This window comes from Candidatus Villigracilis proximus, from assembly GCF_016717045.1.
Classification (GTDB): domain Bacteria; phylum Chloroflexota; class Anaerolineae; order Anaerolineales; family Villigracilaceae; genus Villigracilis; species Villigracilis proximus.
The window spans coordinates 1-22,015 of record NZ_JADJUO010000021.1 but is presented as its reverse complement, the minus strand read 5'-3'; the positions used below and the strand labels follow the sequence as shown (position 1 = coordinate 22,015).

General features: G+C 49.3%; 18 protein-coding genes and 1 riboswitch. Of the genes, 5 read left to right on the top strand and 13 right to left on the bottom strand.

The annotated features are described in order from the left end of the window. Positions 1-102: 102 nt before the first annotated feature. The 4 genes from htpG to IPL71_RS19870 form a co-directional block, all read right to left on the bottom strand. Entirely contained in the window at positions 103-1,965 is a 1,863-nt protein-coding gene (gene htpG / locus IPL71_RS19885) for a molecular chaperone HtpG (protein ID WP_345324650.1), read from the bottom strand. Positions 1,966-2,332: 367 nt separating this feature from the next. Next, positions 2,333-4,168, bottom strand: a complete 1,836-nt coding sequence (locus IPL71_RS19880; RefSeq protein WP_345324649.1) for a signal peptidase I — start codon at positions 4,166-4,168, stop codon at positions 2,333-2,335. A 112-nt stretch (positions 4,169-4,280) separates the two neighbouring features. Beyond that, a complete protein-coding gene (locus IPL71_RS19875; RefSeq protein WP_345324647.1) occupies positions 4,281-4,541 on the bottom strand; it encodes a hypothetical protein in 261 nt (86 codons plus the stop codon). Continuing rightward, positions 4,538-4,678: a hypothetical protein gene (locus IPL71_RS19870; RefSeq protein WP_345324645.1), complete on the bottom strand. Its 141-nt coding sequence runs from the start codon at positions 4,676-4,678 to the stop codon at positions 4,538-4,540. Before IPL71_RS19870 ends, IPL71_RS19875 begins: the two co-directional genes overlap by 4 nt. Before the next feature lie 140 nt (positions 4,679-4,818). Then, positions 4,819-4,910: riboswitch (cyclic di-GMP riboswitch) on the bottom strand. Positions 4,911-5,045: 135 nt separating this feature from the next. Here IPL71_RS19870 and IPL71_RS19865 point away from each other — a divergent pair. Beyond that, on the top strand, positions 5,046-6,047 hold the full coding sequence (locus IPL71_RS19865) for a TolB family protein (RefSeq protein ID WP_345324643.1): 1,002 nt from the start codon (positions 5,046-5,048) through the stop codon (positions 6,045-6,047). Positions 6,048-6,111: 64 nt separating this feature from the next. Here the strand turns inward: IPL71_RS19865 and IPL71_RS19860 are convergent, their stop codons facing one another. Beyond that, on the bottom strand, positions 6,112-7,728 hold the full coding sequence (locus tag IPL71_RS19860; protein WP_345324641.1) for a peptide chain release factor 3: 1,617 nt from the start codon (positions 7,726-7,728) through the stop codon (positions 6,112-6,114). A gap of 216 nt (positions 7,729-7,944) precedes the next feature. On the opposite strand from IPL71_RS19860, the gene malZ reads away from it, so the two are divergent. Continuing rightward, positions 7,945-9,834 (top strand): maltodextrin glucosidase, encoded by a 1,890-nt coding sequence (gene malZ, locus IPL71_RS19855; RefSeq protein WP_345324639.1) that lies wholly within the window; start codon positions 7,945-7,947, stop codon positions 9,832-9,834. Between the two features lie 462 nt (positions 9,835-10,296). On the opposite strand, the gene IPL71_RS19850 is transcribed toward malZ, so the two are convergent. Then, entirely contained in the window at positions 10,297-10,836 is a 540-nt protein-coding gene (locus IPL71_RS19850; RefSeq protein WP_345324637.1) for a hypothetical protein, read from the bottom strand. Next, entirely contained in the window at positions 10,811-11,911 is a 1,101-nt protein-coding gene (locus tag IPL71_RS19845; protein ID WP_345324635.1) for a hypothetical protein, read from the bottom strand. The genes IPL71_RS19850 and IPL71_RS19845 overlap by 26 nt, the downstream gene beginning before the upstream one ends. A 184-nt stretch (positions 11,912-12,095) precedes the next feature. Between IPL71_RS19845 and IPL71_RS19840 the strand changes: the two genes are divergently transcribed. After that, positions 12,096-12,587, top strand: a complete 492-nt coding sequence (locus IPL71_RS19840) for a CoA-binding protein (RefSeq protein ID WP_345324634.1) — start codon at positions 12,096-12,098, stop codon at positions 12,585-12,587. A gap of 68 nt (positions 12,588-12,655) precedes the next feature. On the opposite strand, the gene IPL71_RS19835 is transcribed toward IPL71_RS19840, so the two are convergent. The 3 genes from IPL71_RS19835 to recA all read right to left on the bottom strand — a co-directional run bounded on the left by IPL71_RS19835 (position 12,656) and on the right by recA (position 14,728). Continuing rightward, positions 12,656-12,967 carry a hypothetical protein gene (locus IPL71_RS19835; RefSeq protein WP_345324633.1) on the bottom strand — a complete coding sequence of 104 codons (312 nt, stop codon included), beginning with the start codon at positions 12,965-12,967 and terminating at the stop codon, positions 12,656-12,658. 45 nt (positions 12,968-13,012) lie between these two features. Then, positions 13,013-13,498 carry an NBR1-Ig-like domain-containing protein gene (locus IPL71_RS19830; protein ID WP_345324631.1) on the bottom strand — a complete coding sequence of 162 codons (486 nt, stop codon included), beginning with the start codon at positions 13,496-13,498 and terminating at the stop codon, positions 13,013-13,015. A 111-nt stretch (positions 13,499-13,609) separates the two neighbouring features. Further along, entirely contained in the window at positions 13,610-14,728 is a 1,119-nt protein-coding gene (gene recA / locus IPL71_RS19825; RefSeq protein WP_345324630.1) for a recombinase RecA, read from the bottom strand. A gap of 353 nt (positions 14,729-15,081) precedes the next feature. Between recA and IPL71_RS19820 the strand changes: the two genes are divergently transcribed. Then, a complete protein-coding gene (locus IPL71_RS19820; RefSeq protein WP_345324628.1) occupies positions 15,082-16,905 on the top strand; it encodes a phosphoenolpyruvate carboxykinase (GTP) in 1,824 nt (607 codons plus the stop codon). Positions 16,906-16,970: 65 nt separating this feature from the next. Here IPL71_RS19820 and IPL71_RS19815 read toward each other — a convergent pair whose 3' ends face one another. From IPL71_RS19815 to IPL71_RS19805, 3 genes are all read right to left on the bottom strand, one after another. Continuing rightward, positions 16,971-18,035 carry a M23 family metallopeptidase gene (locus IPL71_RS19815; protein WP_345324627.1) on the bottom strand — a complete coding sequence of 355 codons (1,065 nt, stop codon included), beginning with the start codon at positions 18,033-18,035 and terminating at the stop codon, positions 16,971-16,973. 609 nt (positions 18,036-18,644) lie between these two features. Continuing rightward, complete coding sequence (locus IPL71_RS19810) at positions 18,645-20,498, bottom strand: TolB family protein (protein ID WP_345324626.1); 1,854 nt, start codon at positions 20,496-20,498, stop codon at positions 18,645-18,647. Between the two features lie 12 nt (positions 20,499-20,510). Continuing rightward, positions 20,511-20,894: a hypothetical protein gene (locus IPL71_RS19805; protein WP_345324625.1), complete on the bottom strand. Its 384-nt coding sequence runs from the start codon at positions 20,892-20,894 to the stop codon at positions 20,511-20,513. Positions 20,895-21,658: 764 nt separating this feature from the next. On the opposite strand from IPL71_RS19805, the gene IPL71_RS19800 reads away from it, so the two are divergent. Beyond that, on the top strand, positions 21,659-21,784 hold the full coding sequence (locus IPL71_RS19800; RefSeq protein WP_345324624.1) for a hypothetical protein: 126 nt from the start codon (positions 21,659-21,661) through the stop codon (positions 21,782-21,784). The last annotated feature ends 231 nt before the right edge of the window (positions 21,785-22,015 follow it).

Sequence of the window (22,015 nt, the reverse complement as noted above, 5' to 3'; positions counted from 1 at the left end):
TCATTATTTATCTCTGTTCATCTCTGTTTATCAGGTGGATTTTCCATATAAAAAATGGAGCCGCCCGCAAAAGCGGACGACTCCATTTGCATGTCATGTAAATCACTGATTGGCGAGCGCCGCTTCCATGATCTGTTGTACGCGCGCGGCGATGCTCGATGGGTCGGGGTGTAGGCCTTCGACCAGCAGCGCGCTATCGAATATCTGCTCGATGATCACGTTTTGCAGCTCGGAGCCGGATTCAAGTTTGAGCAGTTTCTTCAACATCGGATGTGACGGGTTCAACTCCAGGACCTTCTTGGGAATTTCATATTCCTTGCCGAGATATTTATACACCCGCTGCAACTCAGGGTTCATCGTTCCGTCAGGGTCAGTGAGACGTGACACCGATTGCGAAAGGCGGGTGCTGGCGCGCACATCGGCCACATTTTCACCGAGCACTTCTTTGAAGCGTTCGATCAGTGTGTTGAAATCTTCATCGGCGATCTTTTCGGCTTCGGGCTCGTCTTGTGATTTCTTGCTTGTATCCACATCGGCCTGCGCTACATTCTTTAATTCAAACTCTTTATATTTGCGCAAACCCATCAGCATAAACGAATCCAGCGGATCGGTCAGCAGCAGCACTTCGGTGCCTTGTGAATGGAAATATTCCAAATGCGGACTGCGCAGCACAGACTTCGGATCTTCACCAATGATATAGAAGATTTCCGTTTGGCCTTCCTTGAGACGTGAAACATAATCTTCAAGTGATGACCACGCTTCGGGATTCAAATTCGTCTTGAAGCGCAGCAGCGGATTAATGGTATCCGTCTCCATCGGGTTGGCGGCGATGCCCTGTTTCAAATACAAACCGAACTCCTGCCAGAAGGCGTTATATTTTTCGGTATTGTTCTTCGCGATATTTTCCAACTCTCGAATGACCTGATTTGTAAGTACCTTTTTCAGCTTCGGCATCAATCCACTTGACTGAACAGTTTCTCGCGAAACATTCAACGGCAGATCTTCCGAATCGACCACGCCCTGCACGAAGCGCAAATATTCGGGCAGCAGGTCTTTGTTATATTCATCGATCAAAATATTGCGCGTGTATAACTTCAATCCATCTTCTTTTCTGGAAGAGAACATGCCGCGTTCGGCTTTGCCCGGAATGTACAACAACGCGTACAACTGCACCGGCGCATCAGTGGCGATGTGAATGTGAGTCAGCGGTTCTTCAAAATCCAGAGTGGTCTGGCGGTAAAACTCCTGATACTGTTCCGCGCTCACTTCCTGTTTGGAGGTGCGCCAGAGCGAAGTCTGTTTGTTGACCGCGTCCTTGCTTTCGCCCACATAGATCGGGAAGCCGATGTAATCTGAATGCTTGTGGATGATGTTCTTAACGCGATGTTCCTCGGCGAATTCAGCCGCATCCTCTTTGAGTTTGATCTCGATGCGCGTCCCTCTTTCGCTCATCTCTGCTTTTTCGATCTGATAGGTATCATCACCTGTGGCGTACCAACTCACCGCTTCAGCCTGCGGATCAAATGAATGTGACGTGACCCGTACCCATTCCGCCACCATGAACACCGAATAGAATCCCACGCCAAATTGACCGATCAACTGGGCAAAGTCTGTTTTCTGATCCTTGGTCGCATCCAAAAATTTGCGCGCACCAGATTGAGCGATCGTACCGAGATTCTCGATCATTTCATCGTGCGTCAGGCCGATGCCTGTATCTTGAATAACCAGCGTGCGCGCATCTTTATCCACTGTGATGCGGATATTCAACTCTGCGGCGGAGTCGAGCACGTTGTGATTGGTCACCATCTCAAAGCGCAGACGGTTAAGCGCATCAGATGCATTCGAGAGCAACTCACGCAGAAAAACCTCGCGGTCTTTATACAACGAATGGATCAAAATATTAAGCAGCTGCTTGGTCTCTGCTTTGAAAGAAAATTGTTCGGGTGAATGAGCTGTGTCTGTCATGAGGATCTCCTGCGGGAAAATGGAATGATTCCGATGGTGTTTTCGGACGGGATTTTAAATCTTGAATGTTGATCTGGCGGTAAGAGTTTCGTAAGAAAAATATCAGCGGGTTGGGTTTTTTCAAAGATCAATGAATTGTATATCCCGACTCATTGATTGTCTGCCGTTGAAATTTATAGTCAAGTATAACGGCAAGCCGGATGAATCGATGATTGGAATACAGATGTGATTTTTTGCTGATATGACCTGAAATCCGCCCTGTGGATTTTGCAAGCAGGGATGTCTACCCCTGCATTTGGTTATGGGTGCGTGATATTTTGCGGCGGTGGAATCTGTCAGTTTGGGAATGTTGATGGAGCTGACCAGTTTACAGATTAAGAGTCGATGCGCGGGTTATTTTTATCGTCCGATTTTTTTTTAATATTTCCGTCTCCGGCATGACAAATCCAATCGCGCCTGTGTGAATGATGTATTCGGGCGTTTCTTCGGCGATCTGCCATTCCTGCTCCACGATCGCGGGCTGCGGTGTTTTGTTTTGAGCAGACTTGGGTTTTCCGTTGTTCTTTTTTTGGATCGTCATTCGGTGTTTTGGTGTTTGTGCGCGGGCGGATTTTTCAGCAGGTTGTTTGTTTTCTGCAGCGGCGGCGATGGGTTCGGGCTGCTCGTCGGTTTCTGTGATTCCCTTTTTCCCGGTGCTGATCACGTAGCGATAGGTGATGCCGTTGTTTTGAACCAGATAGTAATGCAGAAAATTACGGGTCATGTGCAGGATCATGCTTCCCTGCTGTTCGGCAATTTTCGCGAGGTCATTCATGCTGGTGACATCAATGGTGGTTGCTGTGGGTTGCAGATCTTTTTCGTAAATATCCACCATCAGCGACCCGTGGCGTAAATGGATCAACGCATCTGTGCTTTGACGGGCTGTCTTAAAAATGAACAGTCCGATCAGGATCAGGCCGCTGAGCGAAATTCCCAGCCCGATCAGGGAAGACATGCGAATGAAATTAACGGTGGCTTCCCATCCCAAAAACGAGAGGGTGTTGGCTTGCATATCCGCGCTTCCTGCAAGACCTTCTTTTGTGATGTGCATGGAGTTGATCTCTGCATTTGTGTTGGCAGGATAAAAATGTACTTTGTCATACTTGAAGGCCAGTGTTGGGTCAAATGTGCCCGCGATGGCCTGGCCTGCGGAGGTGGCGGTGAATACGATATTTGTAACGATCTCAACTGTGTAGGTGTTTGTGCGTAAGCCGGTTTCCTGTTCAACCAGATTTACCAACGCTTCCAGTTCACAAAGGTCGAGGGTTGCCATGTTGAAGTTGGAACTGCCGGTAAATGCTGTTTGTGAAAGTAGTGGAATTGTGCGCTGCCAGCCGCTTGGTTCATCCATGATGCGCGCGAATATCTGGCTGTTCCCGCTGACGTTTTGAAGTTGATTTCCTGAAATGTTATAGGCGAGTCCGATATTAAGGAAACAGGCGAATTTGGGAAAGACAGGCTCACCTGTGCGTACCATCTCTGTGTCGTAGACTCCGGGTGTTCCGGTTGCAGAATAGGTGTATTCTCCATCCTGTTGATAGGGAATGGTATCTGCGGTGCGGGTGGCTGGCCGTGAGAAGGAGAAAATGGACAAGCCGAGGAATCCGATAAATAAAAATCCCATCAAATATGATGCGGGTTCGAGCATTCCGCCAAAATTAATCGGCGGGCGGTTTGTTCCCTTTTGATTTTTTGGCGGCTTGGCGATCACACGGGTCATAAAAACACCTCCCAGCAAAAAGACAGCAAGTGACAGATTGATCGGTTTTCGGAACCATTGCGTTACCCGTCCCGCCCCCGGCACATAGATCCATTGTTTGCCGATGATCTCATTCTGGGTGGGCTGATAGGCATCGATCCATGAATTATTATCGCCCTTGATCACAAACTGTCCCTGATCGGTGCCAATGATGCGGTGAATGACATACGCGCCCATTTCGGCATCGTGATATGTGACCACATCCCCGATTTTGTAAGTCTGTGCTTTGCGGATGATAACCAGATCGCCGGTATGATAGCGCGGCTCCATGCTGATGCCATTGACCATCACATACGAGGTTTGTCCGCCAAGTTTGGAGGGCGCGAAGGCGGCCCAAATAATTATCAATCCAAAGATCAGGGTCAGGTTTGAGAAAATGGAAGGTCGGCGTTGAGCGTGTTTCATACGGGATGGACAGAGTTTGAATGAGTGCTTGATTTTTTGAAAAACAGGGACTGGCATAGACCAGTCCCTGCCTTTAAGGTGAAGCAATTAAGATTTTGTTGATTCGCAGTTCTTACGGGGCGTCGGCGCTGCTGCTGGCCACAATATTCAACGCGGTCAGGTCGATGAGTTCAAGATCTGTAAACGTGCAGGTGGCGGTCATGGATGGGGCGGTACCGGCGACGAGTGTGCAGGTGGTCCATGAGCCGGAAGTGGCGGTCTGCACTTTAACAGTCGCGGCAACTACGGTCCCGCTGCTTGGCGCGACTGCAAACGTGATTGCATCCACCAGAGTCGGGTCGGTTGCATCCAGCTCATACGCGATGTTGGTCACTGTGTAACCGGGATCACATTCGCCTTGTAACCGGCGGCGCTGTCTGCTACTGTATTTTGCGCAGCGAAGGCATAGGCGCTTGCTGAAACGATGACGATAACCATAACGGTTAGTAAAACTTTGAAATTGCGGAACATGGCTTTCTCCTTTTGCAGACTCGTTTTTCATTGGGTCTGCGCTTGTAAAACAGGAACGATCAAGGTATATCAGCCATCCTGATAAAAAAAGCCTGACTTGTGATAAGCCAGGCCGAATAAACACAAGTAATTTTGTGATCTTCGGCGGCCTGGCGATCGTGGTCACTTGATGAGTGACGGTAGACCCGTGGCTTTGCGTCGCTGGTTTTCACCAGGTTTGCCTTTATCGGATGTCGTTTATATTTATTACTATAGCACCAATATGAATAGAATACCTTGCAGGATGATTACAGCAACGTTTTGCATTGCAGATATGCAAGTTGATAATGGGATGGTGTAGAATGCTTAATCTACTTAACCGGGATGGATGATGAATAAATATATTCTTATTTTTATCGGATCGATGATTTTTGTGGCGGCCTGTAATTTACCTGCGCCCGCTTCACCCCCCGCCCTCAACCTGCCAGCCACACTACAAGCCAGTACGCCGCTGTCGGTTTCTCCGACTGCCACGGCTGCTGCGCCAGCACCTGCTGCATTAACTGAACCAACGGGTAAGATCGCTTTTACCTGTCAATTATTCAAAGATGTTTCCAGCGAACAGATCTGCGTTGTCAATGCCAATGGGACAGATTATCGCCGCCTGACCTCTGAAGATACTATTCGTCATTTTTATCCGTCCATTTCACCCGATGGGCAAAGTGTTGTCTATTCTGCTTATAATGAACAAACCAAACACTACGAAATTTACGAGTTGAATTTTTCCACAAACGAAATTAAACAATTAACTTTTGCCTTGGGCGATCTGAACGCACCTGAAATATCGCCCGATGGCACAACGATTGTATTAACCCGTTTTTATATTGACCCCGAAAGACCCACAACATGGCTCATTGATCGTGATGGCGATAATCCGCGAGAAGTTTCTCCCGATAGAGCCATTGACCCAACCTGGTCGCCCGATGGAAAACAAATTTTATTTGCATCCGTTGTTGATAACCTGACCCAATTATTCATTATCAACACAGACGGCACCGGCCTGCGTCAGGTCAGTCAATTGCCCGATCTGCGCGGACGAAGTGACTGGTCACCTTTAAATTTGATTGTCACGTATTCCGGCAAACCGTGGATGCGTGAACTATTCGCCATGAATCCCGATGGCTCTGAACAACGTCAAATTTCACCGGCAGGCGGCAATTCGCAAGGGCCGTCCTTTTCACCTGATGGTCAGTGGGTGGCTTTCACTTCCTACTTTGACCGGTACGAAGTCCACGGCTGTGAGATCTACATCATGCGCGTGGACGGCACAGACTTGCGTCGCCTGACCAACAACGAATATTGTGACTATCAACCCAGATGGGGGCCGTGAGATATAAAAAGAGACCAGAGACTTGTACGTCTCTGGTCTCTTTGATTGTATTTATCGAAGCAGATCAACCCATTTCTTTAAATGTCACTTCGGGGTGTTTTTCAGTGTAATACTTCAAATGAAAAGCGGAACTAAACAAGGCGACCATGCGATTCTCAGAATCGCGGGCGAGCATTACCTCTGTGCGCGAAGGCAGATTCTTGAAGGCTTCTTCCGTCCCTTCGACCCAGCGCGCAAAAACATGCGGCAGGCGTTCGATCACAGTTGGAACGTTGTATTCCATTTCCAATCTGGCCTGCACCACATCGAATTGCAGTTGTCCCACCACCGCCAGAATTGGCTCGCGCTTGAAGGCATTCGCGTTGTAAAAAACCTGCACGCCGCCTTCGCTTTCAAGCTGCTGTAATCCTTTTGTAAACTGCTTTTGTTTATTTAAGTCTGTGTTTTTCAACAAGGCAAAATGCTCAGGCTGAAAGTGCGGCATCGCCGCAAAGCGGACTGGAGAACCGGCATACAGTGTGTCTCCTATGCCAAGCGTTCCATTGTTTGGAATGCCCACCACATCGCCGGGGAAGGCTTCATCCACGATCTCACGCTCATTCGCAAAAAGTTTATAGGGGCGCATCAAACGCACAGTGCCGCCGCTTTGGGCATGCGTGGTGACAAGTCCGCGCTCGAAGCGGCCCGAGCAAACCCGCAAAAACGCCACGCTGTCACGGTGCTTGGGATTCATGTTGGCCTGTATCTTGAAGACATAGCCTGAGAACTCGGGGCGGTTGGGCGAGATCAATTCTTCATCGCTTAAATAGGGCTGCGGCGGAGGAGCAAATTTAACGAAGGCGTTTAAGAACAAACGCACGCCAAAGTTGGTCAACGCGCTGCCGAAGAATACAGGAGTCTGTTCCATCTTGCGCAGGCGTTCAACTTCAAAGGTAATGCCGAGGCCATCCAAAAGTTGAATGTCATCATCGATGCGTTTTTGTTCATTTTCAGAGATGTGCGTTGTATTGTGGATTTCGCTGATCGGCACAAATTCTTCGATGGCCATGGTTTCGTTGCGTGCCGTGCGCTCGTAGAGATAGACTCCCTTCGAGTAGCGGTCATAGACTCCGCGAAACTGCGGACCATCACCGATCGGCCAATTCATCGGGACAGGTTCCATGCCCAGAATGGATTCGATCTCGTCCAGCAGTTCGAGCGGCGGGCGGGCGGGGCGATCCATTTTGTTGATGAAGGTAAAGATCGGGATGTTGTGCTTATGGCAGACTTCAAACAATTTTCGTGTTTGCGGCTCAATGCCTTTCGCGGCATCAAGTACCATCACGGCGCTGTCCACGGCGGAAAGGGTGCGGTAGGTATCTTCAGAAAAATCCTGATGGCCGGGAGTGTCCAGCAGATTAATGACATGACCTTTATATGGAAATTGCAGGATGGTGGAGGTGATGGAAATACCGCGCTCGCGCTCCATCGCCATCCAGTCTGAGGTAGTGCTGCGTTGATTGCGCTTGGCGCGCACATTGCCAGCCAGTTCAATGGCATTGCCATAGAGCAGCAGCTTTTCGGTTAATGTGGTTTTGCCTGCATCCGGATGCGAAATGATCGCAAACGTCCGGCGGATGGACGTCTCCTGTTCGAGGCTTGTATTTGAGCTGGGTTGGTTGGGTACTGATATTTCGTCCACGGAAATCCTCTTGATCGTTCTTTTCATGTAAGCGGGGAAAAACTACAAAGTATTCTCCGCAGAATATTGGCTTTGGGAAAGCGGATTATTTTACCTTACTATTTTTGTGCCAGTTGAAACCAGACAGAACATTAAGCCTTGTGTCTGTGATGATTATCTCATAACCGCGCCAGAAGCTCGTTTATTCATGGACGCGCTTTTGATAGAATAGGCGGCATGACATCCTCAACCTCACTTTCCGCCCATCTTTTATCAATTCATCACGATGGTTCCAAACGCTACGTACTTTCCTCCGCAGATACAGATTTGCATTTGGGAGATGAAGTTACGATCCGGCTGCGCGCCGCAGTAGATGCGCCCATTGAGCGCATTCTGTTGCGCACCTGTCCTGATGGAGAACAATTTTTTGCCGAGATGCAGATCGAGAATTCAGGGAATTCATCCGCGTGTAATTGGTGGCAGGCAAAACTCCGCTTGAGTATGCCGTTGACCTCTTATCGTTTCCTGCTCTTCACCAAAGATGGGATCTGGTGGTACAACGGAAGCGGATTGCATCGCCACGTACCGACTGATGCGGAAGACTTCCGTCTGCTGGCAGATTATGCCGCGCCTGTTTGGGTACGCGACAGCGTCTTTTATCAGATATTTCCCGACCGGTTTTGGGATGGTGACCCTGCGAGTAATGTCCACAACGGTGAATTTGAGTATCAAGGGTTACAGTCCAGGTCACTGGGATGGGGAGAAAAACAGAGCGGCTGGCCGGAGGCTATGGTCGAATTTTATGGCGGTGATTTGCCCGGCGTTGAACAACGCCTTGATTATCTAACCGACCTCGGCGTGAATGCCATTTACTTCAACCCGATATTTACGGCTTATAGTAATCATCGCTATGATGTCGTGGATTATTACAACGTGGACCCGCATCTGGGCGGTGATTCGGCTCTGACCTCCCTGCGGCTTGCCACTGCGGAACGGGGGATGCGCTTCATCGTTGACATTGTTCCCAATCATTGCGGCGTGGAACATCCGTGGTTTAAGTCTGCATTACAGGATCCCAATGCGCCGACCGCAGATTATTTCAACTTCCATCAACACCCCGATGAATACGAATCATGGTTGGGTGTGCGCAGCCTGCCCAAGTTAAATTATCGCAGTCAAAATCTGCGCGATACAGTTTATGCGGGGCCGAACGCAATTTTTCGTTATTGGCTAAAAGCGCCTTATGCCGTGGATGGCTGGCGGGTGGATGTTGCAAATATGCTTGCCCGGCATGGCAAAGATCAACTGGAAGCGGAAGTGTGGGCAGGGATTCGGCAGGCTGTGAAGGAAGAGAATCCATCGGCGTATTTGTTGGGCGAAAATTTCTTTGACAGCAGCCAGCAATTGCAAGGGGATCGTCTGGATGCAAGCATGAATTATTTTGGGTTTGCAAATCCGATCGGATACTGGCTCAATTGCTTTGAGGTGAATCAGCATGCCGAGCCGCGCAATGTGAAATCAAAAGTGACATGGTCTACTCAGGCATTGGTGGATTCATGGCAGGCCAGCCGCGCCGCCATTCCGTGGGTGATCGCAAGGCAGCAATTTAATCTGCTGGGCTCGCACGATACACCGCGCTTCATTAATGTTCTTGATCATGACCAGGCGCGTAACCGTCTGGCGGTTGCCTTTCTTTTGACCTACTTGGGCGTGCCTTGTATTTATTACGGTGATGAGATCGGCATGACCGGCAGGGATGCGCTTGAGGCACGGAATTGCATGATCTGGGATTCCACCCAATGGGATGCGAGTCTGCGAGCTTTTTATCAAACATTGATCAAATTGCGCCGAACATCTCCGGCATTGATCGATGGCGGTTTTCAGGTTTTACTGGCTGAAGAAAATCTACTGGCCTATCTGCGTGATACGGACGAAGAACAGATCATCGTCATTGGCAACCGCGGACCCGCCGCGCATCCGGCAGGTTTACTCTCTGTTGAACACGGCGCAATTTCGAATGGAACCATTTTTCAGGAATTATTTACAGGCCAGACCAGTACTGTCATGAATGGAAATTTGCCTTTGCCTGAGTTGTCTGCGGGTGTGCAAATTTGGCAAACCGTATGAAATAATATAGGCACAGAGTTTGTCGTTTTTTCTCTGTGCATGTATTAGTTCTAGCCACCCGACAGTTTTAAAACAGGACGCAGATCACTTTGCAGGCGTCCAAAAAAACAAAGGGTCAGGTGGCTGGTAATCGACCATGTAAAGTGAATTTGTCACCATGTTTCATAACCCAATCTTATGACCCTGAAAGGGTCAAATGATTATAGGAAATAGATACCGCAGCATTCAACCCCGAAGGGGTGTCAGAGATCGAAAAAATCCATGACACCCCTTCGGGGTTTGGTTTTCAATATGTTTTTTGCTACAATCATTTCATCCCTTCGGGATTGATAGAGAATGGACATCCACCCATATCCTATAAAACCATACCTATAATCGACCTGACCACCCGACAGTTTTAAAACAGGACGCAGATTGCTTCGCGGGCGTCCAAAAAAAAGTCAGGTGGCTAGTATTATTTTTTTATTTTTGGAAGTATTGCTCGTAGACTGCGTCGCTGACGAACATTAATCCTTCGCCGTCGCGATAGACCAGCTGATAACCGCGGATCTGGTCTTTATCAGCATCGACGAAGAAGGTGTAGGTATCTTGAAATGCGACCGGGTCCACGGCGCTTTCGAGGGCGCCTTCCTGTGTGTAATCAAGAATGCGCTGTGACCAGAGGATGATGATATCGGGTTTGAGCTTTTCGATGGTGCTGTATTTGCTGTTCCAATACGTGCGGACATTCCACTTGTCGTTATCGGGGAAGTACATGCGCACATCGCGGAAGATGGTTAATTGTTGATCTGTTTGAATGAGGGGCAGGTAGTCTTTTTCGATGGTGCTGTAAAAGACCAGTGACTCTTCATGTTCTTCGCGTGTCAACACTTCGCGATAGAGTTCCACATCCTTGTTAATGTAGATCGCAAATTGATAGGCAATGATCACAAGTGCGAGTCCGCCCAGAAGCAGGGAGACGGGGGTGCGCGATTTTTTATCGGTGAAAGGCGGAAACTTCAAACAAGACGATCAAACTGCTGTAAACCGGGAGCAGAATAGGCAGAAAGAAATGGGTGGGTTTGATCGCGATCGTAAACAAAACATACAACCCGAGCGGAAAGGCCCAGGTCGCGATCATTAAATGACGGGTGCGATTTTCTCCGCGCCAGATGCCGAGGGCGAGGGCGATGAATGCCAGCGTGATGAAGATCAACTGACCATATAGTCTTGTGATGATATTCAACCACGAAGCCGGGCCGACATCATAAGCCAGAGTCCAGCCTTCAGACATGGAGCCGGATTGACGTGAGAGAGTCAGGATCATTTGATCTCTCTGACTCGAGAGCAGCAAAAATGGATTGGAGATGACGATGGCCGCGGCCATGATGCCGACGAATAAGACGCCCTGTAAAACTGCGCTGCGCCAGGTTAATTTTTTGGAGAGCACCCCGATCAACAGGTAGGTGGGAATGGTCAAAACGAAGAAGAGGCCGATTACCTTGGTGCCAGTTGCCAGTCCGGTGGATGCGGCGGCGAGGGCAAAGTTAATGCCGAAGCGCTGATCATCCCGGTCGAGGAAGAATAAAGTCAGGGCTACAAAAAAGACCGCAAGACTATCCACATGCCACCAGAGATTATTTTCAACAACGGCGGAAACCGAAAGCAGAAAAATAAACAAGCCGATGGATTTGGCCGCGGATTTGAATTTGGTTTGGGTGTAGGTCAGAAGCAGGAGCGCACCGAGCATGGGTAAAACGCTGATGAACTGACGCAGGAGGAGCATATTAAGCTGGGACGATGCGCGCAGACTGTCGGTGAGTTTGACCGGCAGCAGGAGCAGGGCGCTTGAAAAGTAAAAAGGCGAGCCGTAATAATAATGTCCGTAGGTGATGAAGTTGTAAACGGTTTGTTTGAATGTCTCACCGGCGGTGAGCATGTTTTGCACAACGGGATACTGTGCGAACTCATCCGGCTCGAAGAGCGAGATCATCATCTGGTCTTTTGCGCCGGTGTTGTTGGGGAAGATAAAAACAGCGAAATAGGCGGCGCTGATAAAGATCAGAATGGCGAAGATACGTTTTTGGGTCGGGGTCATGCGGCAATGATACCATTTCCATTCGGTCTCAGTATGCGATTTTGAACAGGGTGATTTTCATCATCTATATTTTGGATATTGCTCTTTGTATACTGTAAATCAGAACCAAAAAGTGCGTTGGGACGTATGTTGAAGTGGTTTCCAGCAAAGTGCCAAAAAGAATATGTGATATGGGAGAGCTTGTATGAAAAAAATTGATGAACTGGTGAAGGGGTTTCTGGCGCAGAAGAAGATCGCTGTCGTTGGAGTGTCGGATAAACGTGAGACCGGCTGTAATTTGAATTATAAAAAATTCAAGGATGCAGGCTATCAGGTATATGCGGTGAATCCGCGTATTTCCACCTACGATGGCGCGCCGTGCTATCCCGACCTGAAGTCCATTCCTGAAAAACCGGATGCGGTCTTTATGTTGACCAACCCCAAAGTAACGGAAGAGATCGTGCAGCAATGCGTGGATCTGGGCATCAAGCATGTCTGGATGCATTGCATGATGGGCACCAAGCCCGGTCTCGCGCAGAGCATGACCAGCGTTTCACAATCAGCGGTGGAGATGTGCAAGGCAAACGGTATCGAGGTGATCCCCGGTTCGTGCCCGAATCAATTCTTAGACCCGGATGGCGGTCACAAATTTATGCGAGGACTGTGGAGTCTGTTTGGATTTATGCGGGTAAGCTGAGTCCGTCAGTTCAGGAATACTCTTCTTTTATAAAACGTTCAAATCCCTGTTTGGTGAGTTGAGACAATTCATCGAACAGGGATGTTTCGATCTCTTTGAAAATTGAAGCATGATTTTCCCTGCATGTGCTTTTTTAATTCAGGCGAAATATTCTTAAGCAGGTCGGGGTACATGTAAACCGGCATCAGATGAAAAGAAACGTAATTCTTTTTTATTTGCGCCGCGCCAAAGAAAAGTTCCTTTTCCCACTTTGCGCTGTGCGCACCATCCAATGAGAATCCATCTGCTGTGTCTATTTTGGTCATTAGTTTTGATGAATATGGCTCAAGGATGGATTTTAGTTTTTTAAAGACAAGCGGAAATTGAGTTTGAGTGGTCATATTGAGGATTCCTATTGGGATACGACGATCTTCATAAAGATGGGATCACCAAACGCGCTTCCATCTGCCCTCCGCTGTGGGAGCGGTGAAGACAATGCGCAATGTGACTTGTGTACCCGCCCGTGCCGGGTAGAGGATCTGTTCCTGCGCTGCACCGAGCGGATCGCCGCCGATCCATTTCAAGCGATAGGTGGAATCCCAGTCACAGGTGCCGTTGTTATTGACCAGCCATTGCTTGTCTATGGATGCGCCGAATGAGATGAAAGTCCCATCTGGAATGGTGACATCCTGTAAAAATTCAAGGTTGTTACTGCATGGGCCTTCGGTGGGTGTGGCTGTAGCCGTGGATGTGGGAACGGGCGTGTAAAGCGCGGGGATGGGTGTGGTGGTGGAAAGGATCTGCGTGGCCGCAGGTTTTGTCGGCGGGCGGAATGGGGTAGGGGTGATTTGCGGCGCACAAGCTGAAGCGAAGGTCAATGTTAATAGAACAACGAGCAGGTATGGGCGGAGCATGATACGGATACGAAGCATACCCTTATTAAACCATAAAGTAAAAAGACTTCGGAAGTCTTTTTCGAGATCCCCTGGTTGGAGTTCCACAAGAAAGACTTCCGAAGTCTAAATATGATCTGAGCGTGTGACTTACAATTCTTCTTCGACTGCTGCGCCGGCATCCATGGCGTTGCCGCCTTCATTGCCCATATCGAGCGGAAGAGCGATCTCGCCGCTAAGTGCTTTCTGGCGGATGATGCCTTCGATCTCGTTCATCATGTCGAGATTGCCGCGCAGATATTCTTTGGCGTTCTCACGTCCCTGGCCGATGCGGATATCGCCATAAGAGAAGAAGGCGCCGCGTTTGGTGAGGACTTCAAATTTGGTGGCGAGATCAAGCACGTCACCTGATTTCGAGATGCCTTCGTTGAACATGATGTCAAATTCAGCGGTACGGAAAGGCGCCGCGAGTTTGTTCTTAACCACTTTGACACGGGTGCGATTGCCGATGACTTCTTCGCCAACTTTGATGGCTTGGATACGGCGCACGTCCAAACGAACCGATGCATAGAATTTAAGGGCCTGACCACCAGTGGTGGTTTCAGGATTACCAAACATCACGCCGATCTTCTGGCGAAGTTGATTTGTGAAAATGACCGATGTCTTGGTCTGGTTGATCGCGCCGGAAAGTTTGCGCAGCGCCTGAGACATGAGACGGGCTTGCACACCCATGGTGGCATCGCCCATGTCGCCTTCAATTTCGGAGCGGGGTACGAGCGCGGCAACTGAGTCAACGACGACCACATCCACTGCACCGGAGCGGACGAGAGTCTCTGCGATTTCGAGTGCTTGTTCGCCGGTGTCTGGTTGGGAGACCAGCAGGTTATCAATATCCACGCCGACTTTGGCCGCATAGCTTGGGTCGAGTGCATGTTCCATATCAATGAAGGCAGCGGTTCCGCCCAGGCGTTGTGCTTCTGCCACAATGTGTTGGCAGAGTGTGGTCTTACCGGAAGATTCAGGACCGTAGATTTCGATCACACGTCCGCGTGGAATACCGCCGACGCCGAGCGCAATATCGAGTGAGAGTGAGCCGGTGGGGATGACCTCAGTCACCATGCCATGGGCTTCGCCAAGGCGCATGATGGAACCGTCACCATAGCGTTTTAAAATATCGCCAACGGCCTTGTCCAAAACGGCGCGTTTGGCGTTATCGATGTTTTGAGTTTGTGCGGGTGTTTCTGTGGTGCGGGATGATTTTCTTGCCATGGTTTAGTTCTCCAATATAAGTGTAAAGGTTGAAGGATATTAAACACAAAGGATATGAAGGTCACAAAGGTTTAATAAAGTTATGTGTTGCGAGAGTATAGCACAGATGTTCAGTGCGTCAAGAGCATAATAGCGTACCATTTTTTTAATATGGAAATGCCATCAGCAAGTTGATGGACTCCAAAATCAATTTACGCGATTTCATTTGTTGAGTCAGGTTAAAAAGATTACCCAAATGGGTAATGGTTTTTTTATAGGGTAATTACCCGTTACCCAGTATAATCCTCAGAATTTAGTTGTGAAATTTTGCACATACAAAACACATACTGGCATGGATTAAGGATCAATAAATCATGAACGCTATTCGTTTTCCCGCATATGTCACAAATTCAAAAGTTCGCGCATGGATCGAAGAAGTTGCCGCGCTGTGCAAACCCGAACAAGTCCATTGGTGTGATGGTTCCCAGGCTGAGTATGATCATTTGTGCAGCTTGCTTGTCAGCAACGGTACTTTTATCAAACTCAATGAAAGCAAACGCCCAAATAGTTACCTGGCCCGCTCTGATCAGGGCGATGTGGCGCGTGTGGAAGACCGTACTTTCATTTGTAGTGTCAAGCCCGAGGATGCCGGCCCCACTAACAACTGGGTTGATCCGCTTGAAATGAAAGGGACGCTGCAAAAACTATTTGAGGGGTCAATGCGCGGCCGTACCATGTATGTGATCCCATTTAGCATGGGGCCGCTTGGTTCTGACATTGCCCAGATCGGTATTGAATTGAGTGATTCGCCTTACGTCGCCGTCAACATGCGCATCATGACGCGCATGGGCGCCGCGGTGTGGGATGTGCTGGGGGATGGGGAGTTTGTGCCATGCCTGCATTCGGTTGGAGCGCCGCTGGAGCCGGGTCAAAAGGACGTGGCGTGGCCTTGCAATAAAGAGCAAAAATATATCGTGCATTTTCCTGAAACGCGCGCCATCTGGTCTTATGGCAGCGGCTATGGTGGAAATGCTCTGTTAGGCAAAAAATGTCCGGCTTTGCGCATTGCATCCAAAATGGCGCGTGACGAAGGCTGGTTGGCCGAGCATATGCTGATCCTCGGAATAGAATCACCAGTAGGTGAAAAGACTTACCTTGCGGCGGCTTTTCCGAGCGCCTGCGGAAAGACCAACCTTGCCATGTTGATTCCGCCGGTGGCTTTTAAGGGTTGGAAAGTCACAACGGTTGGCGATGATATTGCCTGGCTCAAAGCCGGTTCAGATGGACAGCTTTACGCCATCAATCCTGAGAACGGTTATTTTGGTGTCGCGCCGGGGACGTCTGAAAAGACAAATCCCAATGCGATGACCGCAAGTAACAAGAATACGATTTTTACAAACGTAGCCCTGACCCCCGATGGAGATGTCTGGTGGGAAGGAATGACCAAGACTCCTCCAGCTGAATTAATCGATTGGACCGGCCAACACTGGACGCCCGACTGCGGCCGCAAAGCTGCCCATCCGAATGCACGTTTCACAGCACCGGCCAGTCAGTGCCCGTCGATTGACCCGGATTGGGAAAATCCGCGTGGTGTGCCGGTCAAAGCCTTTATCTTTGGTGGACGCCGCAGCAATACCATCCCGCTTGTTTTCCAATCCAGTGATTGGAAACATGGCGTTTATCTAGCCGCTACCATGGGCTCAGAGACAACAGCTGCTGCCAGCGGTGCACTCGGATTGGTTCGCCGTGACCCGTTTGCCATGCTGCCTTTCTGTGGTTATCATATGGCTGATTACTTCCAACATTGGCTCGATTTTGGTCAAACACTTGCGAGCCCGATACCCATCTTCGGGGTGAACTGGTTCCGCACCAATGGAGACGGCGTTTTCCTCTGGCCGGGTTATGGCGAAAATATGCGCGTATTACAGTGGATCGTGGAACGCGTCAACGGGCGCGCGGCGGCGGTGCCAAGCCCGCTTGGGTGGATTCCTGCCTACGCAGACCTAACATGGGAAGGCATGGATCATTTTCTCAACGAACATTTTGAGGACCTGGTCAGCATTGACCCAATGCATTGGCAGGCTGAACTCCAACAGCATGATCAATTGTTTGAAAAAATGCAGGACAAGCTTCCGTTGGAATTGACCGCCATCCGTGCAAAATTTGAAAGCGGATTGGGCTTTGCCCCTCAAGCATAAACTTCGCTGAATAAAAAATAAAAGGCTTGCAAGGAAAATTTCTTTGCAAGCCTTTTATTTTTATCTCAAGGAGTGGGAGTCAGTTTGGGTAAAGAATCAAGTTTCGGCGTAGCTGGGCGTTCGGTGCCAAAGCCATTATCACCTTGAAATGTAAAGTAAGTCACCTGGCCGGGGAAAATCTCAACCCATGTTTGGCGGGTTTTACCATCATATTTAAGCGAAATTTTATAAATGCCCGCGGCCAAATCACCGAGGACAAGATTTTCATTGTAGTATGGGTCCGCGTTGATCGCTCCGCCGCCGCCGTAACTTTTGACAATATTTGATTCATCTGTTTCTTCCGAGCGGACGGTGACTTCCACTTGCTGTAAAGTTTTATCTTTTGTGTCAGTCACACGTCCCACCAATACGCCCCAGCCCTGCGGCGGCGAGATCCATAACTCAGGATTGACTGTATTTTGAAATGAGTTGGTTGGGAAGCGCACTTCAAAATGTACATGTGGCCCGGTCGTTGCGCCGGTTGAGCCGACCAGCCCGATCAATTCGCCCGTTTCAACATGTTGGCTGACCATTGCGATCACTTCGCTCATATGGGCATAAACCGTATAAAGCTGTTGATTGTTGTAGCTAAAATCATGACGAATGGCAACTGCCAAACCATAGGGGTCTTCTTTATTTAAAGGTGATTCTGTAAATAACCCCCAGCCCGCCCAGACCACAGTCCCCGGGCCGGCGGCCATGATCGGCGTGCCTTCGGGAGTGGGAATGTCTACGCCGGTATGCACAATATTTGGCGCAAAGAAAATGCCGCCATAGCGATAATCAGGGATCGGCCAGTTGACCTGATCTGCGGCGATGGGGCGCGCAAAATAAAAATGATCATAGGGTGATAAGGCCCATGGAATGGGATACAGGGGCGGACGCCAGCCCGAGATAGGTTCTGCGCCCGGAGCGGGGAGGACGAATTGAAACGGCATCGGTGACGGAGTAATTTCCGCATCCATCTGGACCGGAAGCTGGTCTGCCGCTTCGGCCACTACTGGCGTTGGGTTGGCCGGTGCTATTTCTTGTCCGCAGGCAGAGAGGATCACGATCAATAATAAAGCGGGGAGTGTTCGTTTGAGTTTCATGGTTTGTTCGTTTGCCTTACGCACGATAATTTTTGGCAGATAGGTTTTGCGTGATTGTTAGAAATCGTTTCTTAAAGGTTTGTACCGGCTTTTAAAATTTGTGTCTTGTTATTTTAGATTATGTTCATTAATTCCATATCACCCCTTCGGGATTTGGGATGCGTTTTTTTATTTCTATAATCATCACACCCCTTTGGGGTTGTGTCGGATGCTTTCTTATTTTCTACAACCCTGACACCTTCGGGTTTGGCGAATACGTTTTTTTTTCTAAAATCATGTTATCTGTTTCGACACGGTGAGCGATAAGACGAACCGTCAACACACCTTTGGGGTTACGTTGGATGCTTTCTTGTTTTCTACAATCTTGCCGTCCCTTCGGGATTGTTTGCTGGATAACATCCGCTTATTAAGAGAAGATTGTCTGCTGATAAACACATATAAAAACTGTATGAAACTCCGAAGGAGTGAAATTATTATAGGGAAATTATTGTAGAGAGATTATTGTGGCGAATTATTGTATCGAATTATTGTGATGAATTATTATATTGAATTCATCATCGCGAAGTCATTATGCAGCAGGTTACGGGATGATGGTGGGCGGGGTTGGGGTTAATGTTGGGGGGGGGAGGGGGTTGGGGTTACAGACGGTGTGCGCGTCGAAGATGGTGTACTGGTTGGGCGCGGCGTGCGTGAAGGGCGTGGTGTGGGAGTGATCGAAGGAGTCTGTGTTGGAGTTAATGTAGGCGGTAGGACGCGGGTTGGCGTGATAAGCGCTTCAGCTGGATATAGCTCCTGCATGGCTGCGTACCAGGTCAGGCCGTTGGTGAGTGTGAATTCAGTGAAGCGGCTGCCGGCGTAATAAGTGCGCCAATTGGGAAGCGCGGGTAAACGCTCCCAGTTATAGGCTGCTGCGAGAGCAGTGATATCGACCCAGTAACCAGCAGGCACCGGTGCGTATTTTCCACCCTGTTCATAGGTACGCGGATCAAGCTCGTAGCGTGCGCTTAAATTCCAGGGTGCATTGTGGATCGGTTCGCCGAATGAACCGTCCTGTGTGTTGGCGCGGACATAGATGCGCCAATAGGTTTGTGCGCCAACATCTTCACGCAAGACGACCATCCAGCCGGCATCGGTCATCAAGGTGTTGATGGCGAAAGCGCGGCCTGTATAGAGCCAGTCTTCTTCGAGGCCGGGTTCGAGGTTGGTGGTAAGCGGCACGAAGGCGTTTTCGATGCTTGCAAGCACATCCCAGCCTGTTTCAAGGATGATGCGGTCACGCAGCGCGTTGAATGAATCATCGATCAGGTCATGCAATTGCGGGAAGGGAGCCTGCACATCATCCAATGCGACAACATACCAGCGTTGATTGGGTACTTCAGCGCCAGGGGTGATGATCGGTGACCATAATGCTGCAGGTGTAAAGATTGCAGCCTGATTAAATGAGTTTGGAAAGGGGGTGGGGATTTGCGCAAGTCCCCAGGCGAGGCCGCGCACACGGCCATGCAGGGGGGTGGGCGGCAGCAATAAATTTCCGCGGACATCATACGATGAAATATATTGTTGATTGGGTCCGCTGGTGATGGCGATGATCTGTTCGGCAGTTTCATTCCATGCGCCCCAGGTGCCGTCGCCGATCCAGCGGGCGGTGCGGTTGGGGTCGTTGGCTTCCCAGATATACAGTCCGCTAAAGCCGACGGTTTGAGAGATGGATGCCCATAATAATTGCGAGCCGTCATAATTCCAGACGGGATGGTTTTCAGATGCAAAAGGTGTGTTGCTTAAATTTTGGTATCGGTCCTCGCCGGTCAGATCGAGATCGGCGAGCCAGACATCGTCACTTTCGCCGCCGCGCAAGGAGATGAAGGCGATGTGCCGGCCATCGGGTGCCCAAACGGGAGAGTGATCTGACGCAGAGTCTTGCGTGACTGGGATGATGGGTTGGGTGCGGTCATTGACGGAGACAACGGAAATCTCAAGATTTTCGTTTGTGTAGGTTTCAAAGACGAGCCACTGTCCATCGGGTGACCATGAGGGGGCGGAGTCGTATTCGGGGGTGTTGGTGATCTGGGTTACATCTCCGCTTTGCAGGTTCATGGTGAAGAGATCCCAGTACCCGCCGTTGCGGTCTGAGGCGAAGGCGAGTTGTGTGCGGTCGGGGCTGAGGGCGGGGGCGATGTCGTTCCATTCGCCGTTGGTGATGCGGGTGAGAGGCAGATCCTGAGGACGGTTGCTTTGGACAAAGAGATGGGCGTGCCCATTTTCTTCGATGGATAGGAAGATGAGATTGCCTTCGCCGCTATAGCGGATGGTATCTGGTGTGTTTGTGGCAATGGGTGTTTCTGTGGTGATTGCTGCTGGTGGAGGCGTTGCTTCCAAAGATTGGGAACAGCCAAAGAGCAGGAGGCTGGTAATGGTGAATGCAAATAATATTTTCGCGGGGGAGGTGGCAATATGCGAAGGCATGAAGGATGTCAATTAAGCGGGATCAGCTTCGGGTGAGTCAGATGCGGTCGCCGAAGGCGGTTCTACATCAAAAGAAAAAATAAGCGGTTCTTTGGATGGTCCTTCGGGATAATACAATCGGGCGTGAAGTGCGTAGGGGTTGTTGAGTTGGCCGCGGATGTGCATGGTGAATTCGAGTTTCCAGCTCATGGGTTCAACGATGCTGGTGGATGCGATCTCGCTGCCGGTTGAGTCGTGAAGGATGACTTCGATGTAGGGGCGTTGTTGGAAGGGGGTGATTTCGATGTTGACGCGCAGGCGGCGGCCATCGGGATATGGCTGGGCGGAAAGCGAGCTGATCTTTGTTTCTTCGGGAACAGCGCGGGTGAGATTGTCTTCGGGGAGGAAAAAGTCCATTTGGGTATTATAACCATAAAAGAAGTTGAGGGCCTTTGCGAGGGATAAGTTTTGGATTACAGTTTCATTAGTTTTGGAGAAGGTTATAATTTGAAAATCTGGCTTGTGTTTCTCGAATGTACAACCAACTATTCTTACTGCAAAAATTGGTACCATGTTGGTTACACGGTAAAAAAATTAGTAATGGTAAGTTGAAGAGATGAACCTAAACGCGAATTTCTCGAATGACACGAATGACGCGAAAACCAAAATATTCGTGGAATTCGCGCCATTCGTGTTAAAGTATTTTTGGCATTTGAGCACATTATTTATGTTTTGACCAATATCAAAATTTGTCTTGAATAGAATGGGCGATCGATCCTGTTTTTGCGAAGACGTTGTGTTGATGTGTTGCAGGAGGTGTGTGGGTGGATGCGATCCTTATTCATGGATGGGACGTACGCCGGCGGCGTGTCTTTGTTGGCGGCGCGGTTGTGGAGGTCGAATATACGGCCTCATCTTTTTGGCTATTCTGTTACCTTTGAAAGATGGGATGAATGTATCCGGCGGTATAAAAAATTCATTGAGAAACGCGTTCAGGTAAACGATTATATTATCGTGGGGCATTCTCTGGGGACGGTTTTGACGCGCGCCGTTTTACCGGATTTGTTGTACAAGCCGAAAGCCTGTTTCTTTCTCGCACCTCCAACTCAGGTGTGTGGTGCGGCTCGCATTTTTGCGCATCAACGTTTGATTAAACTCTTTATGGGAGATGTGGGAGGGTGTTGACCAATGAACGCTTTATGCAATCTCTGCCTCTGCCCGATGTGCCGACCAAAATCTACGCCGGCATCGCAGGTCCGCGCGGACGGTATTCGCCTTTGGAGAGAATTTTAATGATGGCCTGTTGACGGTGAAGGAGACTATTTTGACGGGGGTTCCTTTACAAACTGTTTCTGTGCTGCATACTTTCATTATGAATTCGAGAGTTGTGACTCAGGATATTGTGAGACTTGCAAGTCAAGCATAAATTTTTTATCGGGATAAATTATGGATATTCGTAATCTGGTTTGGCAGCGTTGGGCAGTGGTTGCTACAGTCTTTCTCGGGATTTTTGTACGTTTATGGCAATATGTTTCCAA

Excerpts from the sequence above, each read along its gene's own strand:
- IPL71_RS19830 (WP_345324631.1), bottom strand. The coding sequence starts at position 13,498 with ATGCTTCGTATCCGTATCATGCTCCGCCCATACCTGCTCGTTGTTCTA.
- IPL71_RS19805 (WP_345324625.1), bottom strand. The coding sequence starts at position 20,894 with ATGGACTTTTTCCTCCCCGAAGACAATCTCACCCGCGCTGTTCCCGAA.
- IPL71_RS19880 (WP_345324649.1), bottom strand. The coding sequence starts at position 4,168 with ATGAAACACGCTCAACGCCGACCTTCCATTTTCTCAAACCTGACCCTG.
- IPL71_RS19835 (WP_345324633.1), bottom strand. The coding sequence starts at position 12,967 with ATGACCACTCAAACTCAATTTCCGCTTGTCTTTAAAAAACTAAAATCC.
- IPL71_RS19845 (WP_345324635.1), bottom strand. The coding sequence starts at position 11,911 with ATGACCCCGACCCAAAAACGTATCTTCGCCATTCTGATCTTTATCAGC.
- IPL71_RS19815 (WP_345324627.1), bottom strand. The coding sequence starts at position 18,035 with ATGAAACTCAAACGAACACTCCCCGCTTTATTATTGATCGTGATCCTC.
- IPL71_RS19865 (WP_345324643.1), top strand. The coding sequence starts at position 5,046 with ATGATGAATAAATATATTCTTATTTTTATCGGATCGATGATTTTTGTG.
- malZ (WP_345324639.1), top strand. The coding sequence starts at position 7,945 with ATGACATCCTCAACCTCACTTTCCGCCCATCTTTTATCAATTCATCAC.
- IPL71_RS19810 (WP_345324626.1), bottom strand. The coding sequence starts at position 20,498 with ATGCCTTCGCATATTGCCACCTCCCCCGCGAAAATATTATTTGCATTC.
- recA (WP_345324630.1), bottom strand. The coding sequence starts at position 14,728 with ATGGCAAGAAAATCATCCCGCACCACAGAAACACCCGCACAAACTCAA.
- IPL71_RS19840 (WP_345324634.1), top strand. The coding sequence starts at position 12,096 with ATGAAAAAAATTGATGAACTGGTGAAGGGGTTTCTGGCGCAGAAGAAG.
- htpG (WP_345324650.1), bottom strand. The coding sequence starts at position 1,965 with ATGACAGACACAGCTCATTCACCCGAACAATTTTCTTTCAAAGCAGAG.
- IPL71_RS19820 (WP_345324628.1), top strand. The coding sequence starts at position 15,082 with ATGAACGCTATTCGTTTTCCCGCATATGTCACAAATTCAAAAGTTCGC.
- IPL71_RS19870 (WP_345324645.1), bottom strand. The coding sequence starts at position 4,678 with ATGTTCCGCAATTTCAAAGTTTTACTAACCGTTATGGTTATCGTCATC.